This window comes from Haladaptatus sp., assembly GCF_049589095.1.
Lineage (GTDB): Archaea > Halobacteriota > Halobacteria > Halobacteriales > Haladaptataceae > Haladaptatus.
On the sequence record NZ_JBAWAC010000219.1, the window covers coordinates 1 to 12,852 of the forward strand.

The following is a 12,852-nucleotide window of genomic DNA, read 5'->3' on the forward strand; positions in this document are numbered from 1 at the left end:
ACGAACGGTTCCAACCGTGCCCGATTCCCCGAACCGATCGGTGAGTCGGTCGGCGACGGTCTCCGCACCCTCGCCGGAGACTCCCACTACGTACATGGACGTATTGCAGGGGGCGAGGCGCTTTTAGCCTTCGGTCGGAAGTTGAGAACGCTTAAGGCCGCGTCCGGGTAAGTCGGCTGTAGTATGAAGGTGGTCGTTTCTATCGGCGGTAGTGTGCTCGCTCCTGATCTGGAATCCCAGCGAGTGCGCGGACACGCCGAAGTCATCGAATCGCTCGCAACGGAGGGATGTGAAATCGGTGCGGTCGTCGGCGGCGGTGGCGTCGCCCGCGACTACATCGGTACCGCACGGAACCTCGGCGCGAACGAAATCGAACTGGACGATATCGGTATCGACGTGACGCGGTTGAACGCCCGACTGCTCATCGCGGCGCTCGGCGAACGCGCCGCCCCGAGTCCGGCAGAAACCTACGAAGAAGCGGGAACCGCGATGCACCGCGGCGACATCGCCGTCATGGGTGGCGTGATGCCCGGCCAGACGACGGACGCCGTGAGCGCGGCACTGGCCGAGTACACCAACGCCGACCTGCTCGTCTATGCGACGAGCGTGAACGGCGTGTACAGCGATGATCCCAACGAAGTGGAAGACGCGACGAAGTACGACGAACTCTCGGCGAGCGAACTCGTGGACATCGTCACCGACCTCGAAATGACGGCGGGTAGCTCCGCACCCGTGGACTTCGTGGCCGCGAAACTCATCGGACGCTCGGGCGTCAGAACCATCGTCCTGGACGGAACGGAACCGCAACGCATCGCGGACGCCGTCCTCGACGGGAAACACACTGGAACCGACATCATTCCCGAGGGCGCGGACGACGAGATGACCTACTGGGTACAAGAATGAGCGCGGGAACGGCACCGATGGACGAGCGGGACGAATCGGCGTCGGAAAACCACCACGCATTCTGGGCCGACGAAGTTGCCGACCGAATCGAGGCGCGGGACCCCGACGATCCCATCGTCATCAAGGGCGGAATATCGCCGTCCGGCGTTCCACACCTCGGCAACGTCAACGAGATCATGCGCGGCTACTTCGTCGCCGAAGTCCTCCGCGACAGGGGTCACGAGGTTCGACAGGTCTTCACCGCGGACGACCGCGACCCGCTTCGAAAGCTCCCCCGAAAACTGGCCGATTTGGACGGCAACATCGTGGAACTTGGTGATGTGAACGCGGGGGCACTCGGACGGAACCTCGGCAAACCGTACACGGACATCCCGGACCCGTTCGACTGCTGTGACTCCTACGGGGAGCACTTCTCGAACCTCATCCAGCAGAGCGCGGACCTGTTGGACGTTCCCATCGACGTGGTGTCGAACACCGAGATGTACAAATCCGGCGAACTGGAGGACGTGACCCGCGAACTTCTCGAAAATTCGGAGAACGCTCGCGAGGTGCTCGCGGAGTATCAGGACAAGGTGGACGGCGAATACATCCCGTTCAACCCCATCTGCGAGGAGTGCGGAAAGGTGACCGAGACGGTCACCGACTTCGACGTCGATGCGGGAACCGTCGAATACGTCTGTACGGACCTGAAGGCGGGCGACAACGTCATCGACGGTTGTGGTCACGAAGGGACGGCGACCCTCCGCGAGGGGAAACTCCCGTGGCGCTTCGAGTGGCCCGCCCAGTGGAAGACGCTCGGCGTGGACTTCGAACCGTTCGGCAAGGACCACGCAGAAGGGTCGTGGCCGAGCGGTGAGGACATCGCCCGGAACGTGATGGAGTTCGAACCGCCGGTGCCGATGACCTACGAGTGGTTCACGCTCAACGGCAAGCCGTTTTCCTCCTCGGAGGGGAACATCGTGCTCGTCGCGGAAGTGCTGGAACTGCTCGAACCCGAGGTGTTGCGTTACTTCTTCACTAAGGACCCGAGTAAGGCGCGGGACTTCGATATCGACCGTCTCGATCTGCTCGTGGACGAGTTCGACCGCTTCGAACGGATCTACTTCGGCGAGGAGGACGCCGACGAACGCGAGCAGGCGCTCGCCGAACGGGTGTACCCGATGGTCGTCGCCGAACCGCGGCAGGAACGGATTCGGATTCCGTACACCTTCGCCGCCATTTTGGGTATGACGGACGACCCCGAACTCCGCGAGGAGATTGCGCGGCGTGAAGGCCACATCTCCGACGACGCGCCCGACTGGGCGGTCGAAGATGCGCTCGCACGCGTCGAACGCGCACAGGCGTGGGCGCGACGCACGGGGAACGAGTACGATTACGACCTGAAACGGACCGAAATGCCGGACGTGGATATCGACACCGAAACGGACGCCGCGCTCGCTGAACTCGCCGACTTCATCGAGGAGGGCCACGACGGCGAGGAAGTGCAGGGCGAGATCTACGAAACGGCGAAACGCCACGATATCGACATCGGCGATTTCTTCAGCACCGGATACGGGTTGTTCTTCGGCGAGGAGCAGGGACCGAAACTCGGCCCGTTCCTCTCGAACTTGGACGAGGAGTTCGTACTCTGCCGTTTGCGGCGGGAAGGGTAAACGCCAACAGAGTTAAGTCGATTGGCAAGTAGTTCCCAACTGCGTCCTTCTAGCAAGGACATAACAAAGTACTTCCCAGTAGTACGGAAGGATGTACAGTCGGAATGGCGACTAATCACGTCAACGACTAAACCGATATATTACCATGGCCCTGATAGAACTAAATCTAGAGAAGCCAGCGTTGAAGCGAACCGAACTCGTCAAAGAATCCGAAGTCGAGACGACCGAGGAACCGGAGACAGAAACGGAGACGGAAGCGTCCAAAGCGGAAATCGAGGAGACGGAAGTCGAGGAGACGAAGGGACGCGGAAAAGCGCGAACCTTCGTCCGTCGTGCAGCAGTCCTCGGCGGTACCGCCGCCGGACTCGCCGCCGCCCGCAAACTCCAGCAGAAGCGGGCCGGCAAGGGAGACGATGTCGAGGACTTCGAGGAAGACTGGCAGACTGCGGAATAAGTTCCGTAGTTACCGACTTCGCCCGACGTTCCGCACTTTTTTCACGTCCGTTCCCAAACGCCTTTGAGCGCCGCGGTCCTTCGTTCCGTCAATGAATACGTTCGTCTGGGTCCTCGTCGGCCTGTTCATCTATTGGGTGGCCCTCATCGGACTACGAGACAGAGGTCTACTCCCCTCTTATATTGGCACTCAGGGGCCGGTTTTAACCCTCCACACGCAGAAAGGAAAGGAACTCATCGAACGACTCGCGCGACCGAAACGGTTCTGGCGGGCGTGGGGGAACTTCGGTCTAGGAATCGCACTCGTCGTGATGGTCGGGACGTTCCTCCTGCTCGTCGTTCAAGCGATCATCGTCGTTCAGAACCCACCCGAACCGACGGCAGTGACGCAACCGCGGAACGTGCTCGTCATTCCGGGAGTCAACCAGTTCCTGCCCCTCTCGGTCGCTCCCGAAATACTGTTCGGCCTGCTCATCGGATTGGTCGTCCACGAGGGCGGCCACGGCATCTTCTGCCGCGTCGAGGACATCGAAATCCGATCGATGGGGTTGGCACTCCTTGCATTCCTTCCGGTCGGGGCGTTTGTCGAACCCGACGAGGAAAGCAGGAGAGACGCCGACAGGGGGAGCCAAAGCCGGATGTTCGCCGCCGGTGTGACGAACAATTTCGCCATCACAGTCATCGCATTCTTGCTGCTGTTCGGTCCCGTGATGGGAGCGATTTCAGTCGCGTCGGGCGCGGCAGTCGGTGGTGTGTTCCCGGGGTCCGCGGCGGACAACGCGAACATCCAGCGCGGGGATCGTATCGTCGCCGTCAACGGCACGGACGTGACGAGCAACGGTGACCTACACGGCAAACTCGCGGACGTCCAGGGTCGGTCGGTGGACGTGACGGTGAACCGGGACGGAAAGGAGCACCAAACGACCATTCGACGCTCCCTACTCATTACGGGTGTTGCACAGGCCTCCCCGTTCGCATCGGGGGTCGACAAAGGTGAGAGCATCTCCAAAGCCAACGGCACGTCCGTCTACACCGAAAAAGCGTTGGACCGGGAACTCGGCGGGAAGAAGGTCGCCACGATGACCTTGAACGGGTCGAAAGTGAGCGGTCCCATCGGCGGACTTTCGACCCTCCAAGACGGTCCCCTCAGCAAACAGACGAACCTGAAAACCGGCGATACCGTCGTCATCACGGCTATGGACGGGGAGCGTATCACCAACAGTACCGACTTGAGTTCGACGCTCGGCGGGTACAACGTCGGGCAGACGGCGACCGTCGAAGCCTACGTGAACGATAGTGGCAGGTACACTCGGCACACCTACGACGTGACGCTCAAGGACAACGGCGACGGAAAGGCCATCGTCGGCATCCTCGTCTCGCCGGGCGTGTCCGGTATTTCGACGAGTAGCTTCGGAACACAACTCTACCCGGCAGGGGTCTTCCACGACCTCATGGGTGGACAGTTCATCTCCATGTTCGGCGGCGGTTCGGGTGGCCCGGTGACGACGTTCCTGTTCGGCATCGTCGGAACGCTGTTGCTCCCGTTCGCCAGCCTTTCGATGCCGGTCGGCTACAACTTCGCGGGCTTCGTCGGATGGAACAGCAACTTCTACGCCGTGCAGGGTCCGCTGTCGTCCTTCGGCGGCGGTGTCTTCCTGTTGGCCAACGTGCTGTTCTGGACGGGATGGATAAACCTCAATCTCGGCTTCTTCAACTGTATCCCCGCGTTCCCGCTCGACGGGGGGCACATCCTCCGCATGGGTGCCGAGGCCATCGTCTCCAGGCTCCCGACCGATCAAGGTCGGCAGGTCACCACGATGATAACGACGACCGTCGGGTTGGTCATGCTGGTGAGCCTTCTGCTAATGGTGTTCGGGCCGCGCCTGCTGTCCTGAAGCGCGAAGAAAATAATTTTTCGACTGCTAACCGATCGTCACTCGTCGAGTCCCATCCGTTCTTTGAACTCCTCGGGCGTGTCGGGAATACGTTCGAAGTCGCCGAAGTCGCGTTCGTGGTGGCGAATTATCTGCTCGACGATCCACGCGCTGAAGGTCTCGTTGAACCGCCATTCGCCGTCCGGGCTCTCGACTTCGAAGCGCTCGTCGGTGGCGAAGGAGACGTAGACGTGGTAGAACCCGAGGATCACGTCCGCAAACTCGTGAGCTTTCGTGCCGCTCTCTACCCGTTTCTCTTCGAGTTCCTCGCGTCCCGCGTCGGTCAGCTTGAAATATTTCCGGTCCGGTTCGTCCTCACGCTCGATCCGTTCGGTCCATCCCTTGTCCTCGAATTTATAAAGGATGGGGTACACCGACCCGTAGGACGGTTCCCAGTGGCCGCCACTTATCTCGCGTATCTCTTTCAGTATCTCGTACCCGTACCGTGGTTTTTCGTCCAGAAGTTCGAGCACGAGGTACGATATCAGGCCTTTCGGCGGGCCACTTTTCCGCATCGGATGGGGATTTAAGTCCAGATTTTGAAAGGCTTTCGGTCGGGGCGACACCGGCCGGCGTAACCTAAACTGAGGGGTGGACTGAACACAGGTGAAACTCAAAAGTTCCTTGTCCGGTCGTTCCCAACCTCCACATATGCCGAGAAAAGTACCGCCGACCCGCGAGGGGTGGTATGCGCTTCACGACTTCCGAACCATCGACTGGGATGCGTGGCGAGACGCGCCGGAGCGGACCCGCGACGCTGCGCTGGCCGACGGTGTCGAATTCCTGAGCGCACACGAGGACGTGACCGACGCCGAGGACGGTTCCTCGGCCGTTTTCAGCGTCATGGGTCACGAAGCCGACCTGCTGATACTCCACTTCCGCCCGACGGTGAACGCGCTCGACACGGCCGAGCGCGCCTTCGAGCGGACCGAGTTTGCGGACTTCACCGAGCGGACCGACTCCTACATGTCCGTCACCGAAGTCGGCAGTTACACCTCCGACGAGATGGTGAAAGACCCGGAGGACATCGAGGACACTGGCATGGCTCGCTACGTGGCGAGCAAACTCTACCCCGACGTTCCGGACGCCGAATTCGTCTGTTTCTACCCGATGAGCAAACTCCGCCTGCCGGAGGCCAACTGGTACGACACGCCGTACGACGAGCGCGCAGACATGATGGCGAGCCACGGCGAAATCGGGAAGACCTACGCCGGGAAGGTCACCCAGATCATCACCGGCAGTATCGGGATGGAGGACTACGAGTGGGGCGTGGACCTGTTCAGCAACGACCCGACCCACATCAAGGACATCCTCTACGAGATGCGCTTCGACGAGGCGAGTTCCCGCTTCGCGGAGTTCGGCGAGTTCTCCTTCGGGCGGCGCTTCCCGCCGGAAGACCTCCCCGCGCTCATGGCGGGCGAGGAGATCCCGACGCCGGAGGACGCACACCCGCACGGCGAAAGCCACCACGGGAGCGCCCACGCACACGGCGAGAGTGACCACGGGGAAACCAGCGAGGCCGATAGCCCACACGGAACCGGCGAAGAAGAAGCCGAAGGAATTCGCGGCGAACTCGAAGACCTCGGCATCTACGCCGGACAGCCACACGGCGAGGACGTGTACTCCATCGTCCTGTACTCCGAGGCCGACGCGGACGAACTGTTCGAGGAGGTCACTGGACTCCGGGAGAGCTTCGACCACTACGACACGCACGTCAAAACGGCGGTGTACGAGGGCGACGAGCGGGCGGCCGTCGTGAGTATCTGGGACACCCAGAGCGCGGCCGAGACGGCGGGTGGCTTCCTCTCGGACTTGCCTGGAATCGTCGCCCGTGCGGGTGAGGAGAGCGGCTTCGGCACGATGGGGATGTTCTACACCGTCAAGCCCGAACACCGCGAGGACTTCGTCGAGAAGTTCGGAGCGGTCGGCGACGCGCTCGCCGACATGGAGGGCCACTTCGACTCCGAACTGCTGGCCAACCACGAGGACGAGAACGACATGTTCATCTCCAGCCAGTGGCGCTCGAAGGACGACGCCATGGACTTCTTCCGCAGCGACGCCTTCCGGGACACGGTGAGTTGGGGCCGGGACATCCTGGCGGACCGACCGCGACACGTTTTCCTGGCGTAAGACGGCGACGAGGAACGATAGAATTGATTTTTCTCTGATTACTACGACAGGTGACCTCGTTCACGCTCGCTACGAAGGGAGATGTTTGGTCGAAATGGGAGAGTAGCGACTTCGAGGAAGGCCCAGAAAGCCCCCGCCCACTCACTACGAGATGGGTCTGCTGTTTCTGAGACAACAACTGCCGAGCGGCAATGAAGACCGCACCCGTACCGCAACCGTCCCGCACCTCGTCCTCCCCAACCTCCTCGCTCCCTCCGGAAGAGCTTCGCTCTTCCGTGCTCCCGTTCGCTAACGCTCACGGGAACTTCGATCACTCGTCCGTCGCGCGCCGTGGAGGTAGTGGCGGTGCGGGTGCGGTCTTCATGCGGCTCGGTTGTTGCAATCACAACCGAACCAAACTCATCAATTCGTAGCGAGTGGATGGGGGTTTTCAATAGTTGTCTCCCGGTTGCCGCAATCACGAGAAAGCAAGAAACAACTCGGCAGGAATGTAATGTTAGACACAAAGAATGTGCTGCCGTCATCCAAACTTGATTCAAGAATCCACGATTCCAAGAGCGGGCACTCGCCGCCGCAACCAAAACCCCCTTGCCTACGGAAGAGTTACTAACCTATAAGAAAATCGAGAGTGAAATAAGCTATGACAAAGCGACACGTTACCCTCCCCGAGTCCGCGGAAGCGGGCGTACGCGGGTTTATCGATGAAGTAGACGAGCGACTCGCAAGCGACGAGGATACGTGCCAGGTCGTAAAGGAGGTGCTCATCGACCTGCACGGTGACCGCGACGCCTACGAAGCGTGGCAGAGCGGCGAGCCGGTGTCGAACGCCGAGCGCGTCCGGCTCCAGAGCTATGACCCGTGTAACTCCACGCTCGAGAGCGAATACTACGCCGAGAAGGACGAGGAGAAGTTCCGTCGGTCGAAACACCTCCAGTGGCTCTGGCGGCAGTTCGACGCGACACCGATGGCGGACAACGTCGAGTTCGCCCTTCGATTCCGCCAGATGATGGCGAACCACCTCTTCGCGGATGCAGGCGACAATCTTCGTATCTTCAAGGGCGTCACGATGACCTACGGCCACAACATCACGGTCGGCGACAACACGGTCATTCACGACGATGTTCACCTCGATGACCGCGGCAAGTTGACCATCGGAAACCGCTGTTCCATCAGCGACGGCGTACACATCTACAGCCACGATCACGACATCATCGACCAGACGGACGTGACGAACTTCCACACCGTCATCGGGGACGATGCACGGGTGACCTACGACGCGATGGTGCGCGCGGGCGTAAAAATCGGCGAGGACTCCGTGGTCGGTGCGCGGGCGGTCGTCCAGAGTGACGTGCCAGCCCATCATATCGCCGTCGGCATGCCGGCGAAGAGCATCAAGATCAAGCCCGGCTACGAGGACGAGGCCGCTCCGTTGGACGACGGTCCATCGACGGAGAAGGAATCACGCCGTATCGACGACGAACTACCCGACGACCTCGAACAGTTCGACGAGTTCCGGCGTACCCCCCGTTCGTCGGAGTAACCCGGACCGTTTTTCTCCTGTCAATCCGTGGTGGAGAGCATGCGACGTCGTACGTACCTTCGATCGATCGCGCTCGGCATTACCGGATTTGCCGGGTGTACGGACTCCCCTGGCAGTTCCCATCGGACGACGGCCAAGGGGGAACCCGGCGTGCGCGTCGAGACGGTTGCGATGAACCTCGAAGTTCCGTGGGGTGCCGATTTCGCCCCCAACGGCAATCTCTATTTCACCGAGCGACCGGGACGGATTCGCCGGATTCGAAAGAACAAAAACGAAATCATCGCCGACGTGACTGATCGCATCGCAAGCGTCGGCGAAGGGGGGTTGCTCGGATTGACCTTCCACCCGAAAAACGAGGATTTGGCCTACACCTATCAAACCTACGAGAAGGGTGGTGACCTGCAAAACCGCGTCGTCCGACATCGCGTCAGCGATGGATTCGAACGGGAGTCGGTCATCCTCGACGGGATTCCGGCGGCGTCCAACCACGACGGCGGGCGACTGCTGATTCACGACGACGCGCTGTTCGTAACTACCGGCGATGCGGGGAACGGGAAACAGGCACAGGACACGGATTCGTTGGCCGGGAAAGTCCTCAGACTGACGCTGGACGGAAAGCCGCATCCCGACAACCCGTTCGATAACGAAGTGTTCACCTACGGGCACCGAAACCCGGAAGGATTGGCGTTCAACGACGGGACCCTATTCAGTACGGAACACGGACCGGACGAAAACGACGAGATCAACGTCCTCGAAGCGGGGAAGAACTACGGGTGGCCCGACGTTACCGGGAAGAGCGAGAACGAACAGTATACCGATCCGATCGCGACGTACACGCCCACAATCGCGCCGGGCGGAGCGGCCTTTTACGACGGACCGATTTCGCAGTGGAGCGGCGACTTCTTCTTCGGCGCGCTCGTCGGAACACATCTCCACCAGGTGCGACTCGACGGGGAGAACGTCGTCGAGCAGGAACGCCTGCTCGTCAACGAGTACGGCCGCCTTCGGACGACGTTCACCGGCCCGGACGGGCATCTCTACGCGACGACGAGCAATCGGGACGGACGTGCGGAAGGCCCCGCACCGCAGGACGACCGGATACTCAAATTCAAGCCCGCGTAGTCCTTTCGTCTTCGTCCGTTTGGGGCGAGTGTCGCTCCCATACCTTCGCATCGTCCGTCTGTGCCGTCCTCATGTCCATCTGCCGTGCTGACAGTTATGAATCCTGTCGTACGAAGCTACCAAGTATCATGGGAGCGTATGTCATGGTGTTCCATGAACGTTTGGGGGTGGATAGTCCTGTACGTCGTTCTGTTCGTCGGGCTACAGTTGCTTATCTACCGATATCTTCGGAGCGACGACGATGCGGCGCTGCTCGCATCGACGCCGTCCGGGTCGGATGGGCACGTACCCGATGACATCCGACGGGAACGTATCCTCGAAGAGTTTAGCGAGGCGGAGACGAACTCCGACATGCGCGTGTGCCCACACTGTGGGACCGAAAACGGCGTCGGATACACGTTTTGCCGCGAGTGCGTCGGCCCACTCGGCGTGTGGTAGCTGTCGAAGGGGGTAGCTACCAAAGGGGGGTAGCTACGCTTTTCCCGTTCCCGTCCCCAGCGTGAGCTATGCCCCGTGCCGTCGCCATCAACGTCGCCGCCAACACCAACCAGCCCGGCGTTCGCGGCCCGATCTTTCCGGACGGGCGGTTCGAATATCTCCCGATTCCCGAATCCGAACCGACGAACCGATCGGTACCGATCTACGCGGACCTCGACCCGTCGGTCGAACTGCCGGACGGAGCCGAAACCCTGCCCGTTCACCTTGACCCCGAATTCGCGGAGTACCCGTGCTGTGAGCGCTACACCTACGGCGACCCGTTCGGCGTGAAAGCGAGACCGCTGTTGGAACTGGACCACGGCGATTACGTCTTCTTCTACGCCACGCTCTCGACCGTCGGGGAGCCGACACGCGAGTGGATTTCACCGAGATGGGGCGCGTACATCATCGGCCAGTTCCGACTGGCACGCGACCCGATTGCGGGGTCGGAGTTCGCGGGATTGGATTCGAAAGAACAGCGAGTTTTCGAGAACAACGCCCACCTCAAACGGGAGGAATTCGACGCGGAAGTGCTGGTGGAAGGAGAGGAGGACGAATCGGGATTGTACGAAACGGCGGTTCCGTTGAGTAGCCCCGAGAAAGGGTCGAAAGCGAACCACGTCGTCACCGAACTGTCCAGCGACTCGGGGAAGGGACCGTGGTGGCGCAGGCCGATGAAGTTCGATGGGGACGGGATTCGGGAAATTTCGGAATTCGGGGAGTGACCCCGCTCGTCACGTTCGTTCCTCGCAGAATGCACCGACCGGGAGTTGAACCCGGGCTATAAGCTTGGGAAGCTTATGTCCTGCCACTAGACCACCGGTGCACGGTCCTCACTTCGTTCGTCCCGCGCACCGTGACTCACAAATCCTTCGGATTTGCTCACTACCGTTGGATGAAATCCAACGTCGTGCGTGATCCGTTGGATCGCGCACCACCGGTGCACTCGAACCCAAAATAGGTTCAGACGAGAGCGAAGTTCTGTACCAGCCACTTCATTCCGTGTTCACTTCAACGTAGCGTTTCGGACGTTCGTCCAGAAATACGACGAAGAGGGGAGGTTTTAGTCATCAGCGTTCCTACAGGCGTACATGATCGATCTCGAACTCTCGACGGAAGAACTCGACGCACACCGCGATCACATCGTGTCGTTCATTCGCGAGACGGTGGCCGACGCGGGGACGGATTCGGCGGTTCTCGGCCTCTCCGGTGGTATCGACAGCACGCTGACGGCGTACCTCGCCGTGGAAGCACTGGGAACCGAGAACGTCCACGGACTCGTCATGCCCGGCGCGGTGAGTCGAGAGGACAACATGAGCGACGCGGAGTGGGTGGCGTCGGACCTTGAAATCACCTACGACGTGTTCGAAATCAACCCAATCGTGGACACGTTCCTGGACGCCTACTCGGAAGCGGAGGATGACCACATGGCGGTGGGCAACGCCCGCGCCCGGACTCGTGCGGTGATGAACTACCTCGTCGCCAATCACGAGGGATCGGTCGTCCTCGGCACTGGCAACCGCACCGAGGCGCTCGTCGGCTACTTCACGAAGTACGGCGACGGCGCGGTGGACTGTCACCCCATCGGCAACCTCTACAAACAACAGGTTCGACAGCTCGCCGTCCACGTCGGCGTTCCCGAGCGTCTCGCCGAAAAGGAAGCGACGGCGGGGCTGTGGGCGGGCCAGACCGACGAGGAAGAGTTGGGCATCGATTACGACACGCTGGACGCGATTCTGACGCTCCACGTCGACGGGCCGCTGTCCGCGTCGGCGACGGCGCGGCAGGTGGACGGCGCGTCGGCCGAAGACGTGCAACGAATCAATGAGATGTACGAACAAAGCGAGCACAAACGCGCCGTGCCGCAGTCCCCCGAACCGTTGTAATCCCGAGCGAGTCCGAGCGATTCTCAGAAGTACGAGAGAGAAAGTAGTGGTTCCAAATATCTCCGTAGAAGTACGGCGGCAAGAATACGAGTGTTATCGTTGGTAGTAGATTTCAACGAGCTTGAAGACTGCCCAGATAGTAATGAAAATGGAGCTGATGAAAACCACATTCATCCAAAGAAGCGGCAGCGGCCGGGCGACCCCAAAGAGGTCAAGCCCAAAGCTGATGAGCTTTCCAAGGGCTGCATAGATGAGTGGACCAATCACGATTAGCGCGAGGAGCGACGCACCAATGACTTCGAGAACGTTCCGAGTGTAGGGCTTTTTGAGTGACTGAACAACTGAATTCATAGTTACTACTACAACAGCAACGATAATATAGATTTCTAAGAGTTCTCCTCTGTATCTTAGTACGCCGGTGCGGCGATACCTCCCACTTGTTACTCACTCTGAGCCGACGATGGGCCACTGTTTTGGAGTTCACTCCCGAGGATGTCCACTTCAGCGACTACGAGGCTAAATCGACCGATTTCCGTTATCTTCTCGCTCCTACTCCCGCTCTTCCGCGATGCTATCGGCGTTCGCGGCGACTAGTTCGCCGAACGCTTCCGCCTCGCTCGCCAGTTGGATGTCGGTCGATGATCCATCGCGGACTCGTTCCTTGACGACCGAAAGCGCCGCCGGGACGTTCTCCGCGAGTTCGTCGGCGACGGCGCGCGGCGTTTCCGTGAGGCGTGAAACGAGCCCCATCCGGT

General features: G+C 60.5%; 12 protein-coding genes, 1 tRNA gene and 1 pseudogene. 10 read left to right on the forward strand and 4 right to left on the reverse strand.

The window, feature by feature from the left end; all coding sequences use genetic code 11:
• Positions 1–183: 183 nt before the first annotated feature.
• The 4 genes from pyrH to WBV42_RS07130 all read left to right on the forward strand — a co-directional run bounded on the left by pyrH (position 184) and on the right by WBV42_RS07130 (position 4,903).
• Entirely contained in the window at positions 184–903 is a 720-nt protein-coding gene (gene pyrH, locus WBV42_RS07115; RefSeq protein ID WP_066140864.1) for a UMP kinase, read from the forward strand.
• On the forward strand, positions 900–2,555 hold the full coding sequence (lysS, locus tag WBV42_RS07120; RefSeq protein ID WP_423985411.1) for a lysine--tRNA ligase: 1,656 nt from the start codon (positions 900–902) through the stop codon (positions 2,553–2,555). Before pyrH ends, lysS begins: the two co-directional genes overlap by 4 nt.
• 145 nt (positions 2,556–2,700) lie before the next feature.
• The gene (locus WBV42_RS07125) at positions 2,701–3,009 is read left to right on the forward strand and encodes a hypothetical protein (RefSeq protein WP_423985412.1); all 309 of its coding nucleotides are present in this window, start codon (positions 2,701–2,703) and stop codon (positions 3,007–3,009) included.
• A gap of 91 nt (positions 3,010–3,100) precedes the next feature.
• Positions 3,101–4,903, forward strand: coding sequence for a site-2 protease family protein (locus WBV42_RS07130; RefSeq protein ID WP_423985413.1), 1,803 nt, complete (start codon positions 3,101–3,103; stop codon positions 4,901–4,903).
• A gap of 38 nt (positions 4,904–4,941) precedes the next feature.
• On the opposite strand, the gene WBV42_RS07135 is transcribed toward WBV42_RS07130, so the two are convergent.
• Complete coding sequence (locus WBV42_RS07135) at positions 4,942–5,457, reverse strand: PadR family transcriptional regulator (RefSeq protein ID WP_423985414.1); 516 nt, start codon at positions 5,455–5,457, stop codon at positions 4,942–4,944.
• A gap of 136 nt (positions 5,458–5,593) precedes the next feature.
• On the opposite strand from WBV42_RS07135, the gene WBV42_RS07140 reads away from it, so the two are divergent.
• The 5 genes from WBV42_RS07140 to WBV42_RS07160 all read left to right on the forward strand — a co-directional run bounded on the left by WBV42_RS07140 (position 5,594) and on the right by WBV42_RS07160 (position 10,936).
• Positions 5,594–7,072, forward strand: coding sequence for a heme-binding protein (locus tag WBV42_RS07140; protein ID WP_423985415.1), 1,479 nt, complete (start codon positions 5,594–5,596; stop codon positions 7,070–7,072).
• A gap of 640 nt (positions 7,073–7,712) precedes the next feature.
• Positions 7,713–8,612 (forward strand): acyltransferase, encoded by a 900-nt coding sequence (locus WBV42_RS07145; RefSeq protein WP_423985416.1) that lies wholly within the window; start codon positions 7,713–7,715, stop codon positions 8,610–8,612.
• A 39-nt stretch (positions 8,613–8,651) separates the two neighbouring features.
• Positions 8,652–9,734 (forward strand): PQQ-dependent sugar dehydrogenase, encoded by a 1,083-nt coding sequence (locus WBV42_RS07150; protein ID WP_423985417.1) that lies wholly within the window; start codon positions 8,652–8,654, stop codon positions 9,732–9,734.
• A 153-nt stretch (positions 9,735–9,887) separates the two neighbouring features.
• Entirely contained in the window at positions 9,888–10,172 is a 285-nt protein-coding gene (locus WBV42_RS07155) for a DUF7577 domain-containing protein (protein ID WP_066142397.1), read from the forward strand.
• Between the two features lie 68 nt (positions 10,173–10,240).
• Positions 10,241–10,936 (forward strand): hypothetical protein, encoded by a 696-nt coding sequence (locus WBV42_RS07160; protein ID WP_423985418.1) that lies wholly within the window; start codon positions 10,241–10,243, stop codon positions 10,934–10,936.
• Between the two features lie 30 nt (positions 10,937–10,966).
• On the opposite strand, the gene WBV42_RS07165 is transcribed toward WBV42_RS07160, so the two are convergent.
• Positions 10,967–11,037, reverse strand: a tRNA-Gly gene (locus WBV42_RS07165).
• 265 nt (positions 11,038–11,302) lie between these two features.
• Here WBV42_RS07165 and WBV42_RS07170 point away from each other — a divergent pair.
• A complete protein-coding gene (locus WBV42_RS07170; protein WP_423985419.1) occupies positions 11,303–12,097 on the forward strand; it encodes an NAD+ synthase in 795 nt (264 codons plus the stop codon).
• A gap of 93 nt (positions 12,098–12,190) precedes the next feature.
• On the opposite strand, the gene WBV42_RS07175 is transcribed toward WBV42_RS07170, so the two are convergent.
• A complete protein-coding gene (locus WBV42_RS07175) occupies positions 12,191–12,448 on the reverse strand; it encodes a hypothetical protein (RefSeq protein WP_423985420.1) in 258 nt (85 codons plus the stop codon).
• A 198-nt stretch (positions 12,449–12,646) separates the two neighbouring features.
• Positions 12,647–12,852 (reverse strand): annotated as a pseudogene (locus WBV42_RS07180) (enoyl-CoA hydratase/isomerase family protein); the annotation flags it as partial.

What these genes read in the sequence shown, in the direction of transcription:
- pyrH (WP_066140864.1), top strand. Translation starts at nt 184, where the DNA reads ATGAAGGTGGTCGTTTCTATCGGCGGTAGTGTGCTCGCTCCTGATCTG.
- lysS (WP_423985411.1), top strand. Translation starts at nt 900, where the DNA reads ATGAGCGCGGGAACGGCACCGATGGACGAGCGGGACGAATCGGCGTCG.
- WBV42_RS07125 (WP_423985412.1), top strand. Translation starts at nt 2,701, where the DNA reads ATGGCCCTGATAGAACTAAATCTAGAGAAGCCAGCGTTGAAGCGAACC.
- WBV42_RS07130 (WP_423985413.1), top strand. Translation starts at nt 3,101, where the DNA reads ATGAATACGTTCGTCTGGGTCCTCGTCGGCCTGTTCATCTATTGGGTG.
- WBV42_RS07135 (WP_423985414.1), bottom strand. Translation starts at nt 5,457, where the DNA reads ATGCGGAAAAGTGGCCCGCCGAAAGGCCTGATATCGTACCTCGTGCTC.
- WBV42_RS07140 (WP_423985415.1), top strand. Translation starts at nt 5,594, where the DNA reads ATGCCGAGAAAAGTACCGCCGACCCGCGAGGGGTGGTATGCGCTTCAC.
- WBV42_RS07145 (WP_423985416.1), top strand. Translation starts at nt 7,713, where the DNA reads ATGACAAAGCGACACGTTACCCTCCCCGAGTCCGCGGAAGCGGGCGTA.
- WBV42_RS07150 (WP_423985417.1), top strand. Translation starts at nt 8,652, where the DNA reads ATGCGACGTCGTACGTACCTTCGATCGATCGCGCTCGGCATTACCGGA.
- WBV42_RS07155 (WP_066142397.1), top strand. Translation starts at nt 9,888, where the DNA reads ATGAACGTTTGGGGGTGGATAGTCCTGTACGTCGTTCTGTTCGTCGGG.
- WBV42_RS07160 (WP_423985418.1), top strand. Translation starts at nt 10,241, where the DNA reads ATGCCCCGTGCCGTCGCCATCAACGTCGCCGCCAACACCAACCAGCCC.
- WBV42_RS07170 (WP_423985419.1), top strand. Translation starts at nt 11,303, where the DNA reads ATGATCGATCTCGAACTCTCGACGGAAGAACTCGACGCACACCGCGAT.
- WBV42_RS07175 (WP_423985420.1), bottom strand. Translation starts at nt 12,448, where the DNA reads ATGAATTCAGTTGTTCAGTCACTCAAAAAGCCCTACACTCGGAACGTT.